At 53.7% G+C, this 22793-nt stretch carries 22 protein-coding genes and 2 tRNA genes; 13 read left to right on the forward strand and 11 right to left on the reverse strand.

The window, feature by feature from the left end; genetic code table 11:
* Positions 1 to 331 precede the first annotated feature (331 nt).
* The gene (gene ubiG, locus N2M06_RS06675; RefSeq protein ID WP_346352000.1) at positions 332 to 1030 is read right to left on the reverse strand and encodes a bifunctional 2-polyprenyl-6-hydroxyphenol methylase/3-demethylubiquinol 3-O-methyltransferase UbiG; all 699 of its coding nucleotides are present in this window, start codon (positions 1028 to 1030) and stop codon (positions 332 to 334) included.
* Between the two features lie 177 nt (positions 1031 to 1207).
* Here ubiG and gyrA point away from each other — a divergent pair, with 177 nt between their 5' ends.
* From gyrA to aroA, 4 genes are all read left to right on the forward strand, one after another.
* Complete coding sequence (gyrA, locus tag N2M06_RS06680) at positions 1208 to 3814, forward strand: DNA topoisomerase (ATP-hydrolyzing) subunit A (protein WP_346352001.1); 2607 nt, start codon at positions 1208 to 1210, stop codon at positions 3812 to 3814.
* A 133-nt stretch (positions 3815 to 3947) separates the two neighbouring features.
* Complete coding sequence (serC, locus tag N2M06_RS06685; RefSeq protein ID WP_346352002.1) at positions 3948 to 5033, forward strand: 3-phosphoserine/phosphohydroxythreonine transaminase; 1086 nt, start codon at positions 3948 to 3950, stop codon at positions 5031 to 5033.
* Positions 5034 to 5441: 408 nt separating this feature from the next.
* Positions 5442 to 6542 carry a histidinol-phosphate transaminase gene (gene hisC, locus N2M06_RS06690; RefSeq protein WP_317074248.1) on the forward strand — a complete coding sequence of 367 codons (1101 nt, stop codon included), beginning with the start codon at positions 5442 to 5444 and terminating at the stop codon, positions 6540 to 6542.
* 82 nt (positions 6543 to 6624) lie between these two features.
* Positions 6625 to 7905, forward strand: coding sequence for a 3-phosphoshikimate 1-carboxyvinyltransferase (gene aroA / locus N2M06_RS06695; RefSeq protein WP_346352003.1), 1281 nt, complete (start codon positions 6625 to 6627; stop codon positions 7903 to 7905).
* A gap of 149 nt (positions 7906 to 8054) precedes the next feature.
* Here the strand turns inward: aroA and N2M06_RS06700 are convergent, their stop codons facing one another.
* A complete protein-coding gene (locus tag N2M06_RS06700) occupies positions 8055 to 8450 on the reverse strand; it encodes a MerR family DNA-binding transcriptional regulator (protein ID WP_019933920.1) in 396 nt (131 codons plus the stop codon).
* Between the two features lie 137 nt (positions 8451 to 8587).
* Between N2M06_RS06700 and N2M06_RS06705 the strand changes: the two genes are divergently transcribed.
* Positions 8588 to 9082 carry a hypothetical protein gene (locus N2M06_RS06705; protein WP_346352004.1) on the forward strand — a complete coding sequence of 165 codons (495 nt, stop codon included), beginning with the start codon at positions 8588 to 8590 and terminating at the stop codon, positions 9080 to 9082.
* On the opposite strand, the gene N2M06_RS06710 is transcribed toward N2M06_RS06705, so the two are convergent.
* The 3 genes from N2M06_RS06710 to N2M06_RS06720 all read right to left on the reverse strand — a co-directional run bounded on the left by N2M06_RS06710 (position 9057) and on the right by N2M06_RS06720 (position 11008).
* The gene (locus N2M06_RS06710; RefSeq protein WP_019933918.1) at positions 9057 to 10682 is read right to left on the reverse strand and encodes a GGDEF domain-containing protein; all 1626 of its coding nucleotides are present in this window, start codon (positions 10680 to 10682) and stop codon (positions 9057 to 9059) included. The genes N2M06_RS06705 and N2M06_RS06710 overlap by 26 nt on opposite strands.
* 159 nt (positions 10683 to 10841) lie before the next feature.
* Positions 10842 to 10917, reverse strand: a tRNA-Asn gene (locus tag N2M06_RS06715).
* A gap of 15 nt (positions 10918 to 10932) precedes the next feature.
* A tRNA-Asn gene (locus N2M06_RS06720) sits at positions 10933 to 11008 on the reverse strand.
* 638 nt (positions 11009 to 11646) lie between these two features.
* Here N2M06_RS06720 and phbB point away from each other — a divergent pair.
* The 5 genes from phbB (at position 11647) to glnS (ending at position 17689) form a co-directional block, all read left to right on the forward strand.
* Positions 11647 to 12393, forward strand: coding sequence for an acetoacetyl-CoA reductase (gene phbB, locus N2M06_RS06725; protein WP_019935700.1), 747 nt, complete (start codon positions 11647 to 11649; stop codon positions 12391 to 12393).
* A 30-nt stretch (positions 12394 to 12423) separates the two neighbouring features.
* The gene (locus tag N2M06_RS06730; protein ID WP_317075372.1) at positions 12424 to 13638 is read left to right on the forward strand and encodes an acetyl-CoA C-acetyltransferase; all 1215 of its coding nucleotides are present in this window, start codon (positions 12424 to 12426) and stop codon (positions 13636 to 13638) included.
* A 13-nt stretch (positions 13639 to 13651) separates the two neighbouring features.
* Positions 13652 to 13987 carry a phasin family protein gene (locus tag N2M06_RS06735; protein WP_346352005.1) on the forward strand — a complete coding sequence of 112 codons (336 nt, stop codon included), beginning with the start codon at positions 13652 to 13654 and terminating at the stop codon, positions 13985 to 13987.
* A gap of 103 nt (positions 13988 to 14090) precedes the next feature.
* On the forward strand, positions 14091 to 15869 hold the full coding sequence (gene phaC, locus N2M06_RS06740) for a class I poly(R)-hydroxyalkanoic acid synthase (protein ID WP_346352006.1): 1779 nt from the start codon (positions 14091 to 14093) through the stop codon (positions 15867 to 15869).
* A gap of 155 nt (positions 15870 to 16024) precedes the next feature.
* Complete coding sequence (gene glnS / locus N2M06_RS06745) at positions 16025 to 17689, forward strand: glutamine--tRNA ligase (RefSeq protein ID WP_346352007.1); 1665 nt, start codon at positions 16025 to 16027, stop codon at positions 17687 to 17689.
* A 37-nt stretch (positions 17690 to 17726) separates the two neighbouring features.
* Here glnS and fur read toward each other — a convergent pair whose 3' ends face one another.
* Complete coding sequence (fur, locus tag N2M06_RS06750) at positions 17727 to 18158, reverse strand: ferric iron uptake transcriptional regulator (RefSeq protein WP_019935705.1); 432 nt, start codon at positions 18156 to 18158, stop codon at positions 17727 to 17729.
* A 146-nt stretch (positions 18159 to 18304) separates the two neighbouring features.
* Between fur and N2M06_RS06755 the strand changes: the two genes are divergently transcribed.
* Together N2M06_RS06755 and N2M06_RS06760 are read left to right on the forward strand one after the other, a co-directional pair.
* Positions 18305 to 18778 (forward strand): DUF4442 domain-containing protein, encoded by a 474-nt coding sequence (locus N2M06_RS06755; protein WP_026344918.1) that lies wholly within the window; start codon positions 18305 to 18307, stop codon positions 18776 to 18778.
* 128 nt (positions 18779 to 18906) lie between these two features.
* Positions 18907 to 19149, forward strand: coding sequence for an LPP leucine zipper domain-containing protein (locus N2M06_RS06760; RefSeq protein ID WP_019935707.1), 243 nt, complete (start codon positions 18907 to 18909; stop codon positions 19147 to 19149).
* A gap of 89 nt (positions 19150 to 19238) precedes the next feature.
* On the opposite strand, the gene N2M06_RS06765 is transcribed toward N2M06_RS06760, so the two are convergent.
* The 5 genes from N2M06_RS06765 to N2M06_RS06785 form a co-directional block, all read right to left on the reverse strand.
* Positions 19239 to 20147, reverse strand: coding sequence for a L,D-transpeptidase family protein (locus N2M06_RS06765; RefSeq protein ID WP_019935708.1), 909 nt, complete (start codon positions 20145 to 20147; stop codon positions 19239 to 19241).
* A 98-nt stretch (positions 20148 to 20245) separates the two neighbouring features.
* Positions 20246 to 20773 carry a flavodoxin FldA gene (gene fldA / locus N2M06_RS06770; protein ID WP_019935709.1) on the reverse strand — a complete coding sequence of 176 codons (528 nt, stop codon included), beginning with the start codon at positions 20771 to 20773 and terminating at the stop codon, positions 20246 to 20248.
* 43 nt (positions 20774 to 20816) lie between these two features.
* Positions 20817 to 21101, reverse strand: coding sequence for a LexA regulated protein (gene ybfE / locus N2M06_RS06775; protein ID WP_019935710.1), 285 nt, complete (start codon positions 21099 to 21101; stop codon positions 20817 to 20819).
* 3 nt (positions 21102 to 21104) lie between these two features.
* On the reverse strand, positions 21105 to 21326 hold the full coding sequence (locus N2M06_RS06780; RefSeq protein WP_317075376.1) for a DUF2788 domain-containing protein: 222 nt from the start codon (positions 21324 to 21326) through the stop codon (positions 21105 to 21107).
* Between the two features lie 56 nt (positions 21327 to 21382).
* The gene (locus N2M06_RS06785) at positions 21383 to 22147 is read right to left on the reverse strand and encodes an alpha/beta fold hydrolase (protein WP_346352008.1); all 765 of its coding nucleotides are present in this window, start codon (positions 22145 to 22147) and stop codon (positions 21383 to 21385) included.
* 138 nt (positions 22148 to 22285) lie between these two features.
* Between N2M06_RS06785 and N2M06_RS06790 the strand changes: the two genes are divergently transcribed.
* Positions 22286 to 22780, forward strand: a complete 495-nt coding sequence (locus tag N2M06_RS06790) for a replication initiation negative regulator SeqA (RefSeq protein WP_026344919.1) — start codon at positions 22286 to 22288, stop codon at positions 22778 to 22780.
* Positions 22781 to 22793: the final 13 nt, after the last annotated feature.

The following is a 22793-nucleotide window of genomic DNA, read 5'->3' on the forward strand; positions in this document are numbered from 1 at the left end:
GTTGGAATGGGCACAATATAGTGGGTTGAGGCGGTATTCTCAACCCATGAAAAAGACCACTGCCTTGTGGATAATCTGTGGGCACAAGTCTTATGTGTGTGTTCACTAACTTCTGTGCCGTTGGCATTCTGGCGTTAGCAAAACAGTGGTCTTTTTATGGCCTGCAAAAAAACTTTTTTTAAATATTTGGCTTGCAAAAACAGCCCGTGTTGGGATCCGCAGGATCTTTCAGCAGCAGGCTACGAAGGCCGATTTTAACTCAGGAGTCAATGCCTGACAGCGCCCGATGTGACCGAACAAAAAGCAAGGCATTGAGAGCGGCAGCGTCTCGTTACACCGGTTTGATGGCGTGAACCATATAGTTTACGCCGGCGTCGGGGCTGAGTTTGAAATCGCCCAGCAGCGGCTGGTACACCACCCCCTGAATGTCCTTGACTACCAGGCCGGCGGCCTCAATAAAGCGGCACAGCTCGGCGGGGCGAATAAACTTGCGGTGATCATGGGTGCCCTTGGGTACCATTTTGAACAGGTTTTCTGCCGCCGCTATCATCAGCAGCCAGGCCTTGGGGTTGCGGTTGATGGTGGAAAACACCAGGTTGGCACCGGGTTTGGCCAGTTGCGCGCAGGCGGCCACCACTGAAGCGGGTTCGGGCACGTGTTCCAGCATTTCCATACAGGTAACCACATCAAACTGGCCGGGTTGCTCGCCCGCCATCTGCTCGGCGGTGGCCTGGCGATAGTTAACGCTGACGCCGCTTTCCAGCGCGTGCAGCCGGGCCACCGCCAGCGGCTCCTGCCCCATATCAACACCGGTCACTTCGGCCCCTTCCTGCGCCATGCTTTCGCTGAGAATGCCGCCACCACAGCCAATGTCGATCACCTGTTTGCCAAACAGGCCATCTGCCTTGTCGGCAATCCAGCCCAGGCGCAGGGGATTGATTTGATGCAGGGGCTTGAAGTCGCCGTCCAGATCCCACCAGCGGGACGCCATGGCCTCAAATTTTTCGATTTCCTGTTGATCTACATTCATGAGCTAGCTGCCTTACATGCCGAAGGTATTAAGGCCGCCATTATAACCAAGCAGCGGGCAGCCGCCAGCCGTGAAAAAGCCGGCGTCACGATGACGTGCTCCCGTCGGGCCGGAACTGTGCTAGAATGGCACGCTTTTTAAAGCCATATAATCAATAACCTGGGGACAAGGCTTGCTATGACCGATTTGGCCCGAGAAATCATGCCGATCAACATTGAGGAAGAGCTGAAACGCTCCTACCTCGATTACGCCATGAGCGTGATCGTGGGGCGTGCGCTTCCTGATGTTAGAGACGGCCTGAAGCCGGTGCATCGCCGCGTGCTGTTCGCTATGAACGAGCTCGGCAACGACTGGAACAAACCCTATAAAAAGTCGGCCCGTGTAGTGGGTGACGTAATAGGTAAATATCACCCCCACGGCGACATCGCGGTTTATGACACCATAGTGCGCATGGCTCAGGATTTTTCCATGCGTTATACCCTGGTCGACGGCCAGGGTAACTTCGGCTCGGTAGACGGCGACTCTGCTGCCGCCATGCGTTATACCGAAGTACGCATGGATAAAATTGCTCATGAGCTGCTGGCGGATCTCGATAAAGAGACCGTTGACTGGGTAGCCAACTACGACGGTACCGAAATGATTCCGGCGGTGATGCCCACCAAGGTGCCTAACCTGCTGGTGAACGGCTCTTCCGGTATTGCTGTGGGCATGGCCACCAATATTCCGCCCCATAACCTCAATGAAGTGGTGGATGGCTGCCTGGCACTGATTGACGATGAGCACATCAGCATTGATCAGCTGATTGAGCTGATCCCCGGTCCGGACTTTCCTACCGGCGGCATCATTAACGGCAAATCGGGCATTCTCGATGCCTACCGCACCGGCCGTGGCAAGATCTACGTGCGCGCCCTGGCTGATATAGAAGTAGACGAAAAAACCAATCGTGAGACCATTATCGTCTCCGAGCTGCCTTACCAGGTAAACAAGGCGCGCCTGATTGAAAAAATCGCCGAGCTGGTCAAGGAAAAGCGCATTGAGGGCATCTCCGCCCTGCGTGATGAGTCCGATAAAGACGGCATGCGTATTGTAATTGAAGTACGCCGGGGCGAAGTGGGCGAGGTGATCCTCAACAACCTGTATGCCCAGACCCAGATGCAGACTGTGTTCGGCATCAACATGGTGGCGCTGGACAACAACCAGCCGCGCACCTTCAATCTGAAAGACATGCTGGAATGCTTTATTCAGCACCGGCGCGAAGTGGTTACCCGCCGCACCGTGTTTGAATTGCGCAAGGCGCGGGACCGGGCCCATATCCTGGAAGGTCTGGCCATTGCGCTGGCCAATATTGATCCTGTGATTGAGCTGATCCGTCGCTCACCGACTCCGGCGGAAGCCAAAGCCGGCCTGCTGGCTCAGGGCTGGGAGCTGGGTAATGTGGCCAGCATGCTGGAACGTGCCGGTGACGACGCCGCCCGCCCTGAATGGCTGGAGCCGGAATTCGGTATTCGCGATGGCCAGTACTACCTGACCGAGCAGCAGGCTCAGGCCATTCTGGAGCTGCGTCTGCACCGTCTGACCGGTCTTGAGCATGAGAAGATCCTGGAAGAATACCAGGCGCTGCTGGAGCAGATTGCCGAGCTGCTGCACATTCTGAACAGCCCGTCCCGCCTGATGGAAGTGATCCGCGAAGAGCTGGAAGCGATCAAGGAGCAGTTTGGCGATCAGCGCCGCACCGAGATCACCACTTCCAGCGCCGAGATCAACCTGGAAGACCTGATCACCCAGGAAGATGTGGTGGTGACCCTGTCGCATCAGGGCTACGTCAAGTATCAGCCGCTGACCGACTACGAGGCCCAGCGTCGCGGTGGCCGTGGCAAGTCGGCCACCCGCATGAAGGAAGAAGACTTCGTCGAGCGGCTGCTGGTGGCCAACACTCACGACACCATTCTGTGCTTCTCTACTGCTGGCAAGGTGTACTGGCTCAAGGTCTATCAGCTGCCGGAAGCCAGCCGCACCGCCCGCGGACGGCCCATCGTCAATCTGCTGCCGCTGGGTGAGCATGAGCGTATTACCGCCATTTTGCCGGTGAAGGAATATGCCGATGACAAGGCGGTATTCTTTGCCACCCGCCACGGCACTGTGAAGAAAACCGAGCTGACTGCCTTCAGCCGGCCGCTGGCCTCGGGCATTCGCGCCATCAATCTGACCGAAGGGGATGAACTGATTGGCGTGGACATTACCGATGGTGACAACGAAATCATGTTGTTCTCTGATGCGGGCAAGGTGGTGCGCTTCCATGAAGATCAGGTGCGCTCCATGGGCCGCACCGCCACCGGGGTGCGCGGTATTCGTCTGGGCGAGCAGGACAGTGTGGTATCACTGATAGTGCCCCGCGGCGAGGGTGCCATTCTGACCGCCACCGCCAACGGCTACGGCAAGCGCACTTCCCTTGAGGAATATCCGACCAAGAGCCGGGCTACACTGGGTGTAGTGTCCATCAAGGTGAGCGACCGCAACGGTGCCGTGGTGGGGGCCATTCAGGTGGATGACAGTAATGAAATTATGCTGATCACCAATGGTGGCATTCTGGTGCGCACCCGGGTGTCGGAAGTCAGCCTGGTAGGACGTAACACCGCCGGCGTGCGTTTGATCCGTACCGGAGAAGACGAGCAGGTAGTAGGTCTGCAGCGCATTGAAGAGCCGGAAGACGACGAGCCCATAGAAGGGGAAGAAGGTCAGGAATCCGGTGACGCCAGTGATGCTGAGCCGGCCAGTGAAGAGTAATCAGAATGAGGCCTGCGGGCCTCTTTTTTGTGCGCAGAGTCATATTTGGTTTTGACTTGGCGCTGTGGTGGCGTGTAAAACGAATAGGCGTCAAGATTCAGACGCTCAACATTAGCAGGTTAATTCAGGGAAAATGGGAAAGATGGTTTACAACTTCAGCGCAGGTCCGGCCATGCTGCCGGTTGAGGTGATGCAAAAGGCACAGGCCGAGTTTCGCGACTTTAACGGCCTGGGTGTGTCGGTGATGGAGCTAAGCCACCGGGGTGCCGACTATATTGCAGTAGCGGAGCAGGCCGAACGGGATCTGCGTGAGCTGATGCGCATCCCCGACAATTACAAGGTACTGTTTCTGCAGGGCGGTGGTCGCGGCCAGTTTGCCGCTGTAGCGCTGAACCTGATGGGCAAAAACGCCAAAGCCGACTATATCGTGACCGGTCAGTGGTCCCGCTCGGCAGTGGCCGAGGCGGAAAAAGTGGGAACCGTACGGGTGCTGGACGGCTTTGAGGCCGGTGAAGGCCCGCGCAAACTGGCCAAAAGCTGGGATCTGGATCCCACCGCTGCCTATGTGCACTACTGCCCGAACGAAACCGTGGAAGGCATAGAGTATGACTTTATTCCCGACACCGGTGACGTGCCCCTGGTGGCGGACATGTCCTCTACCATTCTTTCCCGCCCGGTGGACGTGAGCAAGTTCGGCATCATCTATGCCGGCGCTCAGAAGAACATAGGCCCGTCCGGCCTGGCGGTGGTGATCGTACGTGATGACTTGCTCAGCCAGGCATGCCCGAATGTGCCGGCCATTATGGACTACGCCGCCATGGCCAAGGCCGATTCCATGCTTAACACGCCGCCTACCTATGCTTGGTACCTGGCTGGTCTGGTATTCCAGTGGCTGAAGGAAAAAGGTGGTGTGGAAGCCATTGGCAAGCAGAATCAGGCCAAGGCCGAACTGCTGTACGGCTATGTGGATGCCAGCGACTTTTATGAGAACCGGGTTCACCCCAGTGCCCGTTCCTGGATGAACATTCCGTTCCAGCTGAAGGATGAGTCACTGAACGAGGCCTTCCTGAAGGAATCAAAGGAAGCCGGCCTGCTGGCGCTCAAGGGTCACCGCATTGTGGGCGGCATGCGTGCCAGCGTATACAACGCCATGCCCATTGAGGGCGTACAGGCGCTGGTCGACTTTATGGACGACTTCGCCAAGCAGCACGCGAAATAAGCGTTAAGTCTTAAGCAGTCTTTAAGTCACGAATTGCTGTGAACTCGTAATGCGAAGCAGCAGCGCGGTTGCGCTCCGCCGACACGCTTCAAGCCCATCCATGGGGCGCTCGAAAATGCCATCCATGGCATTTTATGGTCGGCTCCGGCAATCCCCACTGCTGCTTCGTGAAGCTTCGGTGTTGGCTGTTTAAAATCGGCAGACAACACCGTGCTGAACCCAGGAGGGCAAAGGGTGTCTGCTTCGCCGCGCCCTCTGCGCCATGGATGGCGCAGTGGAGCCTACAGGGAGGTATTCACGGCGTGCCGGAGAAGCAGTGCGCTTTGTCCGACGGAAGTGCACGGTTCAGCAAGCGGCAAAAAATTCTGACCAAGAAACAGGTCATCAGAGCACATACAAGGAGCCAACGTGAGTATTGATTTTCTGGCCCTGGCCAACCCGGGGGTGCCGGGTCTGCATCCTTATCAGCCGGGCAAGCCGGTAGAAGAGCTGGAGCGGGAGCTTGGCATCAGTCATAGCGTCAAGCTGGCCTCGAACGAAAACCCGCTGGGTCCGGGCCCCAAGGCCATTGCTGCCATTCAGAAAGCGCTGCCGGAGCTGGCCCGTTACCCCGATGCCAACGGCTTTGCCCTGAAAACGGCGCTGGCCCACAAGCTGAAGGTAAACACCGATCAACTTATTTTGGGCAACGGCTCGAACGAGCTGATTGATCTGCTGTTCCACACCTTTGTGGGGCGAGAGCAGGAAGTGATTTATTCCCAGTACACCTTTATTGTGTATGCCATGGCCACTCAGGCTCATGGTGCCAAAGCGGTGGAAGTGCCGGCGGTGAACTGCGGTCACGATCTCGACGCCATGGCAGCGGCCATTACCCCGGCCACCCGGCTGGTGTGCATTACCAATCCCAACAACCCCACAGGCACCTTTCTTTCCAAGGATGAGGTGAAAGCCTTTATGGACCGCGTGCCGGAAACGGTACTGGTGGTACTGGATGAGGCCTATACCGAATATGTGGCCGAGGAAGAGCGGCTGCCGTCCATTGACTGGCTGAGTGCATATCCGAACCTGATTGTGTCCCGTACCTTCTCCAAGGCCTATGGTCTGGCGGGGCTGCGGGTCGGTTACATGGTGTGTCATCCCGAGCTGGTGTCGGTACTGAACCGGGTGCGTGAGCCCTTTAACTGCAACAGTCTGGCGCTGGCGGCGGCGGAAGCAGCCCTGGCTGATGAGGCTTATCTGGCCGAAGCAGTTGCTCTTAATAATCAGGGCATGGCCATGTATGAAGCTTTCTTTAACGAACGTGGTCTTAAGTATATTCCCTCAAAAGGCAACTTTATTACCCTGGATCTGGAACGCAATGCCGGCCCCGTGTATGAAGCCCTGCTGCGGGAAGGCGTGATAGTGCGGCCCATTGCCGGCTACGGCTTGCCCACCTGTCTGCGTATCAGCATTGGTCTTGAAGCCGAAAACCGGCGCTGTATAGCAGCGCTCAGCAAGGTACTGGGCTGACAGGCACGCTGCTTGCCCTGATGACGCTGTCCTGATAACGTCAGGACAGCCTCTAATGTTTTATCCCATCTTCAGGAAGATTATGGAACGCCTTAAACTATTCCCCATTGCCCGGGTGGAGGGCACGGTTAACCTGCCCGGCTCCAAGTCGGTATCCAACCGGGCCCTGTTGCTGGCCGCGCTGGCGCAAGGTACTACCCGCCTGACCAACCTGCTCGACAGTGATGACATTCGTCACATGCTGGATGCCCTTAAACAACTGGGTGTGCAGTATGAGCTGTCGGACGACAAGACCAAATGTGTGGTACACGGTCTGGGCCGGGCCTTCAGTGCCAATGAGCCCTTGTCGCTGTTTCTGGGCAATGCCGGCACCGCCATGCGACCGCTCTGTGCCGCCTTGTGTCTTGGTTCAGGTGAATTTACCCTCACCGGGGAGCCGCGCATGTGGGAGCGTCCCATTGGTCATCTGGTGGATGCATTGCGGGAAGCCGGTGCTGATATCAGCTACCTCAAAACCGATGGTTATCCGCCGGTATTCATTAACGGCAAGGGCCTGTGGGGGGGGGATGTGCACATTGACGGCTCCGTCTCCAGCCAGTTTCTGACTGCCTTCTTAATGGCGGCTCCCATGGCCTCCGGTGATACCCGCATTCATATTAAAGGTGAGCTGGTTTCCAAGCCCTATATCGATATTACCCTTCACATCATGAAACAATTCGGGGTGGTGATAGAGCACGATAACTACCAGACCTTTTACATCACCGGTAACCAGACCTATGTGTCACCGGGTGACTTTCTGGTGGAAGGGGATGCGTCTTCTGCGTCTTACTTCCTGGCCGCCGGTGCCATCAAGGGCAAAGTGCGGGTAACCGGTATCGGCCGCGACAGCATTCAGGGTGATATTCGCTTTGCCGATGTGCTGGAAGCCATGGGCGCGAAAATCACCTGGGGTGATGACTTTATCGAGGCCGAGCATGCCGGTGCGCTGCAGGCGGTAGACATGGACATGAACCATATTCCCGATGCGGCCATGACCATTGCCACCGCCGCGCTGTTTGCCGAAGGGACCACCCGTATTCGTAATATTTACAACTGGCGGGTAAAGGAAACCGATAGGCTGTATGCCATGGCCACCGAGCTGAAAAAGCTGGGGGTAGAGGTGGAAGAAGGTGAAGATTACCTGGTGGTCAATCCGGCTGCTCAGCTGCAGGAAGCGGAGATTGCCACTTATAACGATCACCGCATTGCCATGTGTTTCTCGCTGGTGGCGCTGAGTGACACGCCGGTGATCATTCTTGACCCGGGCTGTACCTCCAAGACGTTTCCGGATTACTTTGACAAGCTCGACAGTATCAGCCACTAATCAAAGCGCCCTGCAAAAGCGGGGCGCTTTTGAGCTGTAAGCCATAAGCTGTCAGCGGTAAGTTATTCTGCGTTGCCTGCAGGCACGAGGCCATACCTGCAGGCACAGCTCAGCATCTTCAGAGCACACCACTTACAGCTGTCTTTTAGTTAGTGGTGTTTCATTTTCTCCAGCGCTTCCTTGGCCTTGATATCGGCGGCGTCGAGCTCGGCCAGCACCTTTTCAATATCGTCCTGCTGTTGCTGCAGCATAATGCGTTTTTCTGCGATCATGGCCACCATGGAATGCAGCTGGGGCCGGGTACTGTGCTCGGCATCATAGAGTTCAAACAACTCACCCATTTCCGCCAGACTGAAGCCCAAACGCCGGCCGCGCAGAGTCAGAGTGAGACGAATACGATCCTTATGACTGTATATGCGGGTATTACCTTTGCGCTTGGGCATAATCAGGCCCAGTTCTTCATAATGACGAAGAGTACGGGGGGTGATATCAAACTCGTCAGCCAGCTCGGAGATAGTGTAGGTAACTTCCTTATTGGGCATCATGACAACTCCTGCTACAACATAAAAACAAGTCTGAGCGGCGAACCTTACACCCATGGCGGCGGGCTGTGAAGTCCGGCTTTGACTCACACAGGCTATTACGCCAAGATTGATGTTTTAAGGCAACCGGCGGAGACGGCGTGTTTAATTTTAAGGTCAGGGACGGCGAGGGTCATCAAGCCCATATTCGTATACAGGCGTTGGACTGGAGCGAACAGGGTGAGGTGACATTCAGCGCCGATAATGACGCGCTGGCCGTGATCCTGCTGTCCGATTGCCGTAGCGGGCGCGGGCACTTTGAGCTGCTTTCCGGTGCCAAGCCCATGGATGTGGAGCAATGGCTGGACTATCTGCAGGAGCAGGGCCAGCTGAAGGAAGTGGAGGTGACAGTTCATACGCCGCTGGAGCAGGGTTATGGCACCCTGAGCGGACTTGATAGTGAACAGGTACAGGAGTTGTTACAGTTGGTATATAAAGTAGGTGGTTTTAACCGCCTGCAGATAATGCGCTACCTGAAACACCGCAATAATCCGTCTACCATGTCTACTCGCTACAGTGCAGAAGAGCTCACCCGCTACCGTCATTTGGGTGAGCTGATTAATTACCTGCTTAAACTGAAGACACCAGACCTTTAAACTCTGCAAGGGGCAGGGGCTTGCTTACCAGGTAGCCCTGAACTCCGTCTACATACATGGTTTCCAGGATCTGCTTCTGCTCTTCGGTTTCTACCCCTTCTGCCACCACATGGCAGCCCAGTCGCTGAGCCAGATCGATGATCATTCGCACGAATTGCTGGTTGGCATTGTCATCTTTCAGCTGACGTACCAGCTCCGGATCCAGTTTGACATAGTCAGGCTTAATGTCTTTTAACAGCCGGAAAGAGCCATAGCCATGACCGAAACGGCTGATGGCCGAGCGGGCCCCACTGCGACGGATCATTTCAAGCAGCCGCTTGCCATTGCCCAACTGATGTTCCAGTACATGTTCATCCAGCTCAAAAACCAGGTTGGCGGTGATGTGCTGATGACGCATCAATACTCGTTCCAGCCAGATGATAAAAGCACCCTGTTGCAGGCTTGCGGGTGTCAGATTAATGGCCCAGCGTTGTCCGGAAAGATCGCATTTTGCTACCTGATCCAGAATCATCTCAATGATTTTTTGTTCAAACAGCATGGACATGCCCAGTCGCTGTAACATGGCAAAGACGGTAGAAGCCGGATAGACACCACCACTTTCATTTGGAAAGTGGGTAAAAATTTCGTTATAACCAGGCAGCGCCGGTTTCAACAGTCTGGCCGGCTGTACCACCAGCAGAATGCGATCGTTATCCAGCATGCTCTGCAGACGCTGTCGCCACTGACTTTCACCCATGTCTTCGTCGTCACTGTTTTTCAGCACCATACGCCAGCTATTGGGTTCACCGCTTTGCGCCTGCGCCAGCGCGGAGTCGGCACGAATGAGAATGCTTTCCGGGGACTGACCCGGCAACAGCTGAGTAAAGCCAATATAAGCGACACAGTCCAGCTCATGTACATCCTGATAGTGGAACAGCTCCTGGCGTAACTCATTGCCCATGGTATGGGCCAGGGGCTCACACTGTCCGGGAACAAGCACAGCGATATCACTGCCACTGATACGATAAGCCTGCGCACCCATGCGCGACTGAATGACTTTACGGATCAGCCGGGAGATATCCTGCAGGTATTGATCACCGGCCTGAAAGCCATGACGGCTGTTGATATCCTGAAGTGCGCTGGCACGGATCAGCATTAATGTTGTCGTCGCCAGACGGTTATCACTGGCCAGCAGCTCACTTAGCTGGTGTCGGAACGCAAAGCGATTTCCCAGGGTGGTCAGGCTGTCGCGCTGGCTCTGCAGTCTGGCTTCTTCCAGTTTTTGCTGAAGCTCTGTCTGTTGCGCCTGCAGTCGCTGAAAAAGCGCCAGCACATCCTGAGCCAGCAGCTCAGTACTATCAGGCATGATCTCTTCAGGAGCATGCAGCAATGACTGCACATGTTGCTGAAATGCGTGTTGTTGCCGGCGGTAGCGAATATACAGCCAGCCACAAGACAACAAACTGAGCAAAGCGAACGGCACTGCTATCATCAGCCAGGGATAGGGCAATTGCTGAGCCAGAGACCAGTGGGCCCATTGCCATGGCAATATGAAGCTCAGCAGGATTAACACCACAGCGACAGACAGCAGGGCAGTAGTAAAGGAAGGGGTTCCCCGCATGATTGGCATCCTTGTTAAACGGAACCAGTAGCTGATGCTACATACTTGATTACTATCATGATTCAAGCGCGCAGCAATAACAAGACTGGCCACAAGGCAATAACGGGACAAGAGAAGATTAGATACAAAAAAGCCGGCACAAGGCCGGCTTTTTGAAACTGGCTCCCCCTGCTGGACTTGAACCAGCGACATACGGATTAACAGTCCGCCGTTCTACCGACTGAACTAAGGGGGAACAACTTTTTGAAACTGGCTCCCCCTGCTGGACTTGAACCAGCGACATACGGATTAACAGTCCGCCGTTCTACCGACTGAACTAAGGGGGAAGAGGCATCTCTTCAATGCGAGGCGCATGTTAAAGGCTGCTCTGAAAGCTGTCAACACCGAAACGCAATTTCCCTGAGTAATCAGTTTGTTTGCTGAAAATGTGATCGAAACGGCTTAAAAGTCAACGGCGTGGGGCAATGGCTGTTCGAGTTTAAAGCAGACCAAACAGAAGGCAGCGGCTTGGCAGCGCCAGGCGGCAGGCCCGGAAGAGAGTATTAACGCTACGAACCTTTTGAATGTAAAATTTATGTAAATTTTACATTCCTGTTTTAATAAATAAAAAAAACCAGAAAATAACCGGCCTGACAGGCAGTGAGTAATAAAATTGTCATAAAAATCATCATGCATCTATTTAACGTTTTATTATTCTGACTTTAAAGTTATAAATTTGATGCCTGCAGATAAACTTGCCGCTGTGACTTATCCTTTTTGCTGATTGCATTTGCTGGCAGCCATTATTTTAATGCATTTGTCATAACAATAAGGGTATAGTGTGAATACCTGAGCATGGAGCTGGTTCAGGTGCGGTACCTGGAAAACGAATGTGTTGATGTCATTGTCGGCAAAGCTGACCGTTAATGTACACAATTTTAATTTTTGCTTTCTTTTTATTGTATATACATGGAGTAGAGTGTTCATGACCGACAAAAAAATCGCGTTGGTAACCGGTGCAGCTGGCGGAATTGGTACAGAAGTATGTCGTTTATTTTTAAATAATGACTATAAAGTACTGGCTACTCACCGTCCGGGCAAAGAGCAGCAAGCTGCTGCATGGCTGCAGGATGAAGGCCTGGCCGGTCAGGATATCAAGTTGCTGGCGCTGAATGTGGCCGATCATGAAGCCACTGCGACAGTACTTGCTGATACCTTACGCGAAATGGGTCACATTGATGTGCTGGTCAACAATGCCGGCATTACCCGTGATGCCACCTTCAAGAGAATGTCGTGGGATCAATGGAAAGAGGTAATGGACACTAACCTGAACAGTCTGTTCAGCGTAACACAGCCAATTTTCAACAATATGTGCGAACAAGGCAGTGGCCGCATTATTAATATTTCTTCTGTAAATGGTCTTAAAGGTCAGTTTGGTCAGGCCAACTATTCTGCGGCCAAGGCCGGCATGATCGGCTTTACCAAGGCGCTTGCCGCTGAGGGAGCCCGTTTTGGTGTGACCGTTAATGCCGTGGCCCCCGGTTATACTGCCACGCCCATGGTAACTGCCATTCGTGAAGACGTACTGGACTCCATTAAAGCCACTATTCCGCTTAAACGTCTTGCCACCACCGAAGAAGTGGCCGGGGCTGTACTTTATCTGGCTGGCGAATATGGCGGTTATGTTACCGGTGAAACCCTGTCTGTTAACGGCGGCCTGTACATGCAGTAATGCTGTATTTTTATTTACGGAGAAAAAGTCATGTCTGAACCAGTATATATTGTTGCCGCCAAGCGCACGCCCATCGGTGCCTTTTTGGGCTCACTTAAAACCGTCTCTCCTGCCGATCTGGCAGCGGCCGCCATTAAAGGTGCGCTGGAGCAGGCGCAGCTGTCCGGTAATGATGTTAATGAAGTAATCGTTGGCAACGTGATTAGCGCAGGTCAGGGCATGGGGGTCGGACGTCAGGCTGCCATGGCAGCGGGCATTCCCGCCGGTATTCCTGCCTACACCCTGAACATGGTGTGTGGCAGCGGCATGAAAACCCTGATGGATGCCTGTGCTCATATTAAAGCCGGTGACGCTGAGGTGGTGGTGGCTGCCGGCTGTGAAAACATGTCGCAGATTCCTCATGTAGTGAAAGGCGATCTGCGCAATGGTCAGAAGATGGGTGACATGACACTGTCCGATCTGTTGCTGAGCGACGGTCTGACCGACGTATTCAATCAGTATCATATGGGAGTCACCGCCGAAAATGTGGTGGCACAGGAAAATATCAGCCGTGAACAGCAGGACGCACTGGCCGCTGCCAGCCAGTCAAAAGCGGTAGCAGCCATTGAAGCAGGCTTCTTTAAAGATGAAATTGTGCCGGTGGAAGTGAAAACCCGTAAAGAAGTGCTGAGCATTGATACCGATGAATATCCCAAGGCCGGCACAACCACCGACGCGCTGGCCAAGCTGCGCCCGGCATTCAAGCGTGATGGTGGCTCGGTCACCGCCGGTAATGCGTCCGGCATCAATGACGGCGGCAGTGCCATTATCGTGGCCAGCAAGTCTGCTGTTGAGCGCCTGGGCCTGACGCCACTGGCAGAGGTTGTCAGTTACGGCCAGGGCGGTATCGATCCCGAGATCATGGGGTTGGGCCCGGTGCCTGCCATTGCTCAGGCGCTGGACAAAGCCGGCCTTAAGCTGGCTGACATTGAGCGTTTTGAGCTGAATGAAGCCTTTGCCGGCCAGGCACTGGGCGTGGTGCGTCAGCTGTCAGCCCGGCACGACATCGCCGAGCAGGTGCTGCTTGAAAAAACCAATAAGAACGGTGGTGCCATTGCATTGGGTCACCCGCTGGGAGCCTCCGGCAACCGTATTATGGTCACTCTGCTGTATGAGCTGCAGCGCAGCAACAGCAAGTTGGGGCTGGCGTCCCTTTGCGTGGGCGGCGGCATGGGTACAGCGGTAATTCTGAAGTCAGTTTCTTAATAAGGACATCATTATGTACACGGACATTTTCAAAACCTTTAACGATCAGACCGAAAAAACCTTTGGTCCTCTGTATCAGTACAATCAGCTGGTCGCCAAAAACTTCACTGCGCTTACCAACCTGCAGCTGGAAGCCGCTCGTCAGTATGCTGACATTGGTCTGGCGCAGCTGCAGATTAACAGCCAGATTAAAGACGTTCAGGGCCTGGTTACCTGCGGTGCCAAACAGCTGGAAACCATGACCCGCATCAGTCAGCAAATGATGGAAGACGGTAAAAAGCTGTCTGAGCTGGCCCAGGAGTTTAAAGCGGGTCTGGATGAACTGGCTGCCAAGGCCAACAAAGCCTGAGCCCTATCTTGACCGTGCTTGTTTAACAAGGGAAAGGGGCCATGGCGGCCCCTTTCTGTTTGTACAATACGGCTGTGGCCTTTTCATGCAGGGAGGGGAAATAATGCAGCAGAATATATTTGAAGGCAGTGATCCGGTTCGTCAGTTTTTTGCCTGGAACGAAACTGTCTGGTCCGATATTCAGAAGTCCAGCCTGGGAGATAACCTTGTTACTCAGGCGCTGTCCCGGGTGAACGCAGAGGATCTGAAGGTTTTTTATGATGTGGTGGCCAGTAACCCTGTACGGCTGATGGAAATGCAGATGCAGTGGTGGCAGGGCCAGCTGGCCATCTGTCAGAACAGCATGGTACGGGCGATTGACCGCAGTGCTGACAGTGTGATTGCCGATCCGCCCGGCGATCGCCGTTTTAAATATGCGGGCTGGAAGGAAGATCCTAATTTTGATTTTCTACGCCAGTCATATCTGCATTTTTCCAATTCATTAATGCAGACCCTGGAGGTAGTGGAAGGACTGCCTGATCCGGTGCGCCAGCGTCTTATCTTCTTTTTTCGCCAGACCATTAACGCCTTGTCACCCAGCAATTTTATCTGGAGTAACCCGGAGTTGCTGCACCGTACCCTGGAGGAAAAAGGTGCCAACCTGGTCAAGGGGATTCATCTGTTTCAGGAAGATCTGGCCAACAGTGCCAACCTGCTTAAAATTCGCATGACCCGTCAGTCGGCGTTTGAGCTTGGCAAGGATCTGGCCACCACACCCGGTGAGGTGGTATTTCGTAACGATATTTTCGAACTGATCCAGTATCAGGCCACGACCAGTCAGGTGCACAAAACCCCCTTGCTGGTGATACCGCCCTTTATCAACAAGTTCTATATTCTTGATTTGCGAGAGCAAAATTCCTTTGTGCGCTGGTTGCGGGATCAGGGGCATACGGTCTTCCTGATGTCCTGGCGAAATCCGGGCAAAGAGCAGGCCAGTATTGGTTTTCAGGACCTGATCAATTCAGGCACCATGGAAGCCATACGGGTAATGGAGCGCATCACCGGCGAAAAGGAAGTCAATGCTATCGGTTATTGTATTGGCGGTACTCTGCTGGCCAGCACCATGGCGCTGTATGCAGCCCGGCGCATGAAGCCCAGAGTCAAAAGTGCTACCTTCCTGACCACACTGCTCGACTTTACTCAGCCGGGAGAAGTAGGGGTTTTCATTAACGACCCCGTGGTCAGTGCCATGGAGCAGATGAACGATGCTCAGGGATATTTTGACGGCCGCCAGATGGCAGTGACCTTCAGTTTGCTGCGAGAAAACAGTCTCTACTGGAACTATTACATTGATAACTATCTGAAAGGCGAAGAGCCCACCGAGTTTGATATTCTGTACTGGAACAGTGACAGCACCAACCTCAGTGCTACCTGTGCCAGTTTTCTGCTGCGGGATCTCTATCTTGATAACAAGCTCGGCAAGGGTGAAGTAAAAGTCGGTAACTTTGGCGTAGACTTGTCCAAGGTTGAGACGCCCAGTTATTTTCTGTCTACCAAAGACGATCATATTGCGCTGTGGGATGCTACCTTTAAAGGCGCTGGTCTGCTGGGCGGAGACAAAACTCTGGTATTGGGTGAGTCTGGTCATGTGGCCGGTGTGGTTAATCCGCCTGACAGGAATAAGTACGGCTACTGGCTAAACGAGCAGGGTTTTGAGTCTGCTGATCAATGGCTGGCTGCGGCCCGACGGGAAAGTGGCTCCTGGTGGCCGCATTGGCAGCAGTGGGTCACTCCGCATCTGGGCAAACCGGTGCCGGCCCGTGATGTTGGCAATGAGGAATGCCCGCCGCTGATGCCGGCACCGGGCCGCTATGTACAGCAAACGCTGCCGGTAGAAGGATAATGCCTGTCTGCTTTATCATCAGTTAACGCCGCTTTCGAGCGGCTTTTTTACTTTTGGCAGCAATATAGTGGCGGTGCTATTGAGCACTGTGCCGGAATCATGGATCATGGAGACTTTACGCTATTTCACCATTTTCCACTTTCGAGGTGCATTGAATGAGTCAGGCGGACCACAGTCCCAGCAATTTCATTCGTCAGATCATTGATGAAGATCTGGCCAGCGGCAAGCATCAGGCGGTGCAGACCCGTTTTCCACCGGAGCCCAACGGCTATCTGCACATTGGCCATGCGAAATCCATTTGTCTGAACTTTGGCATTGCCAAAGACTATCAGGGCAAATGTAATCTGCGCTTTGATGATACCAACCCCGAAAAGGAAAGCGTGGAATATGTCGAGTCCATCAAGCGCGACGTACAATGGCTGGGTTTTGAGTGGAGCGGCGATATTCGTTACTCCTCCGACTACTTTGAAAAATTGTATGGTTATGCCGTTGAGCTGATTGAAAAAGGCCTGGCCTATGTGGATGAGCTTACCCCCGAGCAGATCCGCGAATACCGTGGCACCCTGACCAGTCCGGGCCACAACAGCCCGTACCGGGACCGGCCGGTAGCAGAAAACCTGGCGTTGTTCGCGCGCATGCGCAACGGTGAGTTCAAGGAAGGCACTGCCTGCCTGCGGGCCAAAATCGATATGGCGTCTTCCTTTATGGTGATGCGTGATCCCGTCATCTACCGGGTGCGTTTTGCCCACCACCACCAGACCGGTGAGCAGTGGTGCATTTACCCCATGTACGACTTCACCCACTGCATTTCCGATGCGCTGGAAGGCATTACCCACTCTCTTTGTACCCTTGAGTTTCAGGACAACCGCCGCCTCTATGACTGGGTGCTCGATAACATCAGCATTGACTGTCATCCGCGCCAGTATGAGTTTTCCCGGCTTAATCTGGAATACACCGTCATGTCCAAGCGAAAGCTTAACCAGCTGGTGACCGACGGCCATGTGGAAGGCTGGAATGATCCGCGTATGCCCACCATTTCCGGTCTGCGCCGCCGCGGTTACACACCCGCTGCCATTCGTGAGTTTTGTCGTCGTATTGGCGTGACCAAACAAGACAATACGGTAGAGATGGGGATGCTTGAGGCCTGTATTCGTGATGATCTCAATGAAAATGCACCTCGTGCCATGGCAGTGCTGCGTCCGGTACGATTAATCATTGAAAATCTGCCTGAAGGCCATGAAGAAACACTGAAAGCCCCCAATCATCCCAGCAAACCTGAAATGGGGGAGCGTGAGCTGGCGTTTACTCGTGAAATCTTCATTGATGAGGCAGACTTTCGTGAAGAGGCCAACAAGAAATACAAACGGCTGGTACTGGGCAAGGAAGTGCGTCTGCGCAATGCCTATGTGATCAAGGCCGAACGTGTGGAAAAAGACAACAACGGTAACATCACCACCATTTACTGCAGCTACGATCCCGATACTCTGGGCAAGGATCCGGCAGACGGGCGAAAGGTCAAAGGCGTGATCCACTGGGTTTCTGCTGCTCGCGGTGTACCGGCGGAGGTTCGCCTGTACGATCGTTTGTTCAGCATTCCCAACCCCGGAGCCGCTGAGTCTTTTGAGGCAGCTCTCAATCCGGACTCGTTGCAGGTGCTCAAACACGCTGTGGTTGAAGCCTCTCTGGCCAGTGCGAGTGCCGAACATGCGTATCAGTTTGAGCGTGAAGGGTACTTCTGCCGTGACAGCGAGTCTGACGCGCTGGTATTTAACCTGACTGTTGCATTGCGTGATTCCTGGGGTAGCAAGGAAGGCGCATAACAACAAAAAAAGCCGCAGTCACTGCGGCTTTTTTTAATTATTCATCGTTATGGTTACATTCGTCATTATTGCAGTGACCATATAAATAAAGGCTGTGATTGGTCAGCTTGATATTAAACTGGCCGGCAATAACGCGCTGCCGTTCTTCAATGACTTCATCATGAAATTCAATAACCTTGCCGCAGTCAAGGCAGACCAGATGATCGTGATGTTCCTGGGTAGCCAGCTCAAAAACAGACTTGCCACCCTCAAAATGATGCCGAGTAACGATGCCGGCATCGTCAAACTGGTTCAGTACCCGATAAACGGTAGCCAGACCAATTTCTTCGCCCTGGTCGATGAGCAATTTGTAGAGTTCTTCCGCACTGACATGCTGGGTATCCGGTTGCTGTAACAACTCCAGAATCTTGATCCGGGGGAGTGTGACCTTGAGTCCTGCTTTCTTCAGTGCTTGATTGTTATCGGCCATAAAATCAACGATTCACATTTCATTTGGGTATTAGTGTTAATTCTGCGTCTTCCTGCCTTCAAAGGCAACCCGAATTCCCGGGCGGTGACAAAACCGTCATGTAAGGGTTATCATTTGAGTACTTTTACGGCGCGGAGTAACAGTAAATGGTAACGGTTATCCTTTCCCGGCCCTGGCTATTGCGCCGCTTAATGAATCTGTGGCCCCCTTTTTGGGGGGCGGGCATTCGGCTTGAGCATATCAGTCGTGACTACAGTTACTGCCGTGCGTCACTGGTTTTACGCTGGTGGAATAAAAATGCCAACGGGACTCAGTATGGCGGCAGTCTGTTTTCGATGACAGATCCGCTGTACTCCATGATGCTGATGGCCACGCTGGGGCCTGGTTATCAGGTATGGGACAGGGCGTCTCGTATTACGTTTTTAAAGCCCGGACGAGGTCGTGTTTATGCAGAAGTTTATCTGAATCGTGACAGACTCGACGAAATCCGACGTAGCACGGCGGGCGGTGGTAAGTATTTTCCGGAGTTTCGTATTAATATTGTCAATGAAAGCGGAGAACTGGTTGCCGAAGTAGAGCGTACCCTCTACGTGCGTAAAAAAGCGGCAAACAAACGCTGAATCATGATGTTAAGCAAAATTTCCTAATGTCATGGTCTATAAAATAATTTGCGGTTAGTGGTGAACTTCGTTCATACTTAGCTTGCTTAGTGGTCTTTTTGACTCCCATTAAAAACAAGGAGCATGTAATGCGTAATAAAATGATGATGGTTGGTGGTGTTGTTGGTGCCCTGATGCTGGCTGGTTGTAGCTCCACTACTGCTCTGGAAGAGAAACTGGACATGCTGTCTCAGGACGTACAGGCTGTTCAACAGGGTCAGCAGTCTAACGCTGCCAAGATTGACCGTCTGGCTGCCGACGTTGCCGAAGCCCGCGCTTCTGCCGACCGCGCCAACTCTCGTCTGGATCAGATGGGTCGTTACACCAAGTAACATTACCCTGCGAATATTTAAAAGGCCTGACGTAAGTCAGGCCTTTTTTATTGGTAATGCCTTAACGGGCAGACTGGCTGCCCGTTATATCAATACAGGCTTTGTCCAACCAACTGAGGCGTCGCTTGCTGCTGACCGATAATCTGCTCCAGTGTTGCTCTGTCGAGGCCATTTTCCAGTAAGGGCTCCAGTACGCTGATATCTACCGGGCGTGTATCTTTGTGTCCTTCCGGAGTAAGCGGCTCGTGAGACTCCACAAAAGTCTGGCCGTATTCATCGGTGCTTATCTTGAGTGACTGATTCACAATCTGTACGCGCGTGCCTTTATCGACCTGAGCAAACAGCCACTCGACATGCTCCGGATACATACGAATGCAGCCGGCGCTGGAGCGCAGACCCACATCCAGCGGATCATTGGTACCGTGGATCAGATATTCACCGCTGCCATAAGAAAGGCGCATGGCATATTCACCCAGTGGGTTATCGGGGCCGGCAGGAACCACAGCCGGCAAAGGGATTCCTTTGGCGGCATACTCCTTGCGGGTATTGGCGGTCGGGGTCCAGGTCGGGTTTTCCCGCATCTGGGAAATAGAGGTCACCATTTCAGGCGTGGCGCGGCCCACCCGGCCAATACCGATGGGGAACACATAGACCTGATCTTCGTTTTCCGGATAATAATACAGGCGCAGCTCCGCCAGATTGATCACAATCCCTTGCGTTTCGGCTCTGGGCAGCAGCATCTGATTGGGGATCACCACTTTGTCACCGGGGCGCAGCAGCAGCAGATCCTGATCAGGATTGGCAGCCATCATCAGAATAGGACTCACGCCGTAATAGCGGGCCAGCCCGGCCAGCGTGTCACCCTCCTGAGTGGTATGAATAAGAATTTGCCCCACGGGCTGCCCCTTATCGGCAGGCAGAGGAAGCGGACGTACTGCCGCCTGTGCTGCCGTGAAAGGCAGCAGCATACTGAGCAGAATGGCACTAAACAGTTTCATGACGTAATTCTCTTACTGTGATGTGTACCGGGATCATACCCTTGTTGAACAAAAAAGGGATGCGCCCGGCGCATCCCTTAAAGACCCGAGCTGTCGCGTTAACCTTCCAGCTCTTTCAGGCACATTTCTTCATATACCTGTTTACACCAGCCCTTGACCCGCTCCTGGGTCAGCTCGGGCTGACGGTCTTCGTCAATGCCAAGTCCTACAAAGTGAGCATCGTCCACCAGGGCGCGAGAGGCTTCAAAATCATAGCCTTCGGTGGGCCAGTGACCAATGATAATAGCACCACGGGGTTCGATAATGTCTTTCAGGGTGCCCATGGCATCCAGGAAATACTCGGCATAGTCTTCCTGATCGCCGCAGCCAAAAATGGCAACCAGCTTGTCGTTAAAGTCGATTTGCTCAAGCTCGGGAAAAAAGTCATCCCAGTCGGCCTGAGATTCGCCGTAATACCAGGTGGGAATGCCCAGCAGCAGCAAATCAAATCCGGCGATGTCTTCTTTGGTGCTCTTGGCAATGTCGTGAACTTCAATCAGATGCTTACCCAGTTCTTTCTGGATCATCTTTGCCACGGCTTCGGTGTTGCCGGTATCACTTCCAAAAAACAGACCTACACTTGCCATAATTATGCCGTACCTGTTGAGAATGGTGTTGTAAAACCTGGCGCTATTCCTGCTCTTGCTGTGCCAGTTGTTGCAACAGCAAGGCCTGAATCAGCTCGGCTCGGCTGAGCCGGCGCTCATTGGCCAGAACGTTAAGTTTGCTGAACAGTTGCTCATCTACCTTGAGCTCTATTCGGCGAAGACCGCGTTCACGATCCCGTTTGAGCTGATTACGCTTGTTGAGTTTAAGCTGAACCTGCCGGGGCAGGGGATTGGTTTTGGGTCTGCCGGGCCGACGTTCGTCGGCGAACAGATCCAGCGTGGTTCTGTCTGCCTCTTGCTTGGCCATGGCTCAGCCCACACCACCACTTTCCCATGCTGCTTCAATAATGCCTTTGGCAATAAAGCCGGCACAACCGAGAAACAGCACCAGCCAAACGATAAAACGGCCAAATTTGGGCACATTGCCCCGTTTCAGAACATCCTGAATAGCCAGCCCGATCAGCAGAAAAATGGCCACAAAAAAGAGTTTCAGCCCCAGGCTTTCCAGCAGCTCGATTTGATCCAAAGACATAAAGTTGACCGACCGTTAAGAATGGGCGCCACTATAGCACAAAGCCTGAAAGCCTGTTAACTGAGAGCAAGCAGGAAATCCTGCACCAGGCGATTGAATAAATCGGGTTTTTCCGCATGCAGCCAGTGGCCCGCACCCTGAATGACCCGGGCCTGAGCCTGAGGAAACTGAGCCTGAACGTCGGACTGATGCTCGGGCAGCAGATAATCCGACTCACTGCCTTTAATGAACAGTACTGGTGCCTCAAAGGGTGTTGGCAGGCCGGGCCAGCCCATAATATTGGCGTAGGCGTTGTGCAGGGCGGTAACATTAAAGCGCCAGGTGTGTTCGTCATTGCTGAACGACTTCAGTAAAAACTGGCGTACGCCGGCAATGCTGACATGCTGCGCCAGTACCGCATCGGCTTCCTTGCGGGTCTGGCAACCGGCGTCTGCCACTGCCTGCAGACCGGCAAACACTTCCTGATGGCGGGCCTGACGGTAGGCCACCGGTGCCATGTCGGCCACCACCAGACCGCGTACCTGTTCCGGTGCCAGTCCGGCGGCCATCATCACGGCCTTGCCGCCCATGGAATGCCCCACCATGGCAGGCGTATCCAGCTGCAGCTGTGCGCTCAGTTCCAGCAGATCTTCCGCCATGGCGGAGTAGGTCATTTCTCCACTGCGGGGTGACAGCCCATGGTTACGCAGATCGACGGAGATAACATCGAAATGTGGTGTCAGTGCCCGGCTCAGACCATTTAAATTGTCAAGGCTGCCAAACAGGCCATGTACCAGTATCACCGGCATACCGCTGCCCTGGCGTCGATAATTCAGTTGCATGAAGCGTGCGCCTTGTTGCGTCAAAAGAGGGCAATATTGTTGCCCGAGCCGGGCATGGGCGCAACCCGCTTGGGCCGGACCCTTGCAACATGTATAATCAGCCACTCTTCACTGGGAGTGGATATGCCTGAAAAAATGATGAAAACCATTGAGGTGGATGAAGAGCTTTACCGTTACATTGCCAGTAATACCCGGCATATCGGAGAGAGCGCCTCGGACATATTGCGCCGTTTACTGAAACTGGAAAGCCAAAAAACCGAACCCAGCGCGGAGCCGGCCCCGGCGGGTGTGCAGGGAGAGGGCGTACGCCGTATGCTCGACGCCGGCACTCTGGCTGCGCAAGATTCTGCTATTGAACGTTTTATGACGATTTTGTCGGTATTGTACCGGGATAATCCGGCTGCCTTTGCTCAGGCCTCAGATATCAAGGGGCGCAAACGTATCTATTTTGCCGACTCGGAAGCTGCCTTGCTGGCGGCGGGCAACACGACCAAGCCCAGAGCCATTGATGGCAGCCCTTATTGGGTGATAACCAATACCAACACCGGCCGCAAACGCAATATCGTGACTCAGCTGATGGCCGCTATGGGCTATGCCCACGGCCTGATTGAGCGGGTCAGCCAAAGCATCTGAACATATCAAGGAC

It is taken from the genome of Oceanimonas sp. AH20CE76 (assembly GCF_039654065.1).
GTDB lineage: Bacteria > Pseudomonadota > Gammaproteobacteria > Enterobacterales > Aeromonadaceae > Oceanimonas > Oceanimonas smirnovii.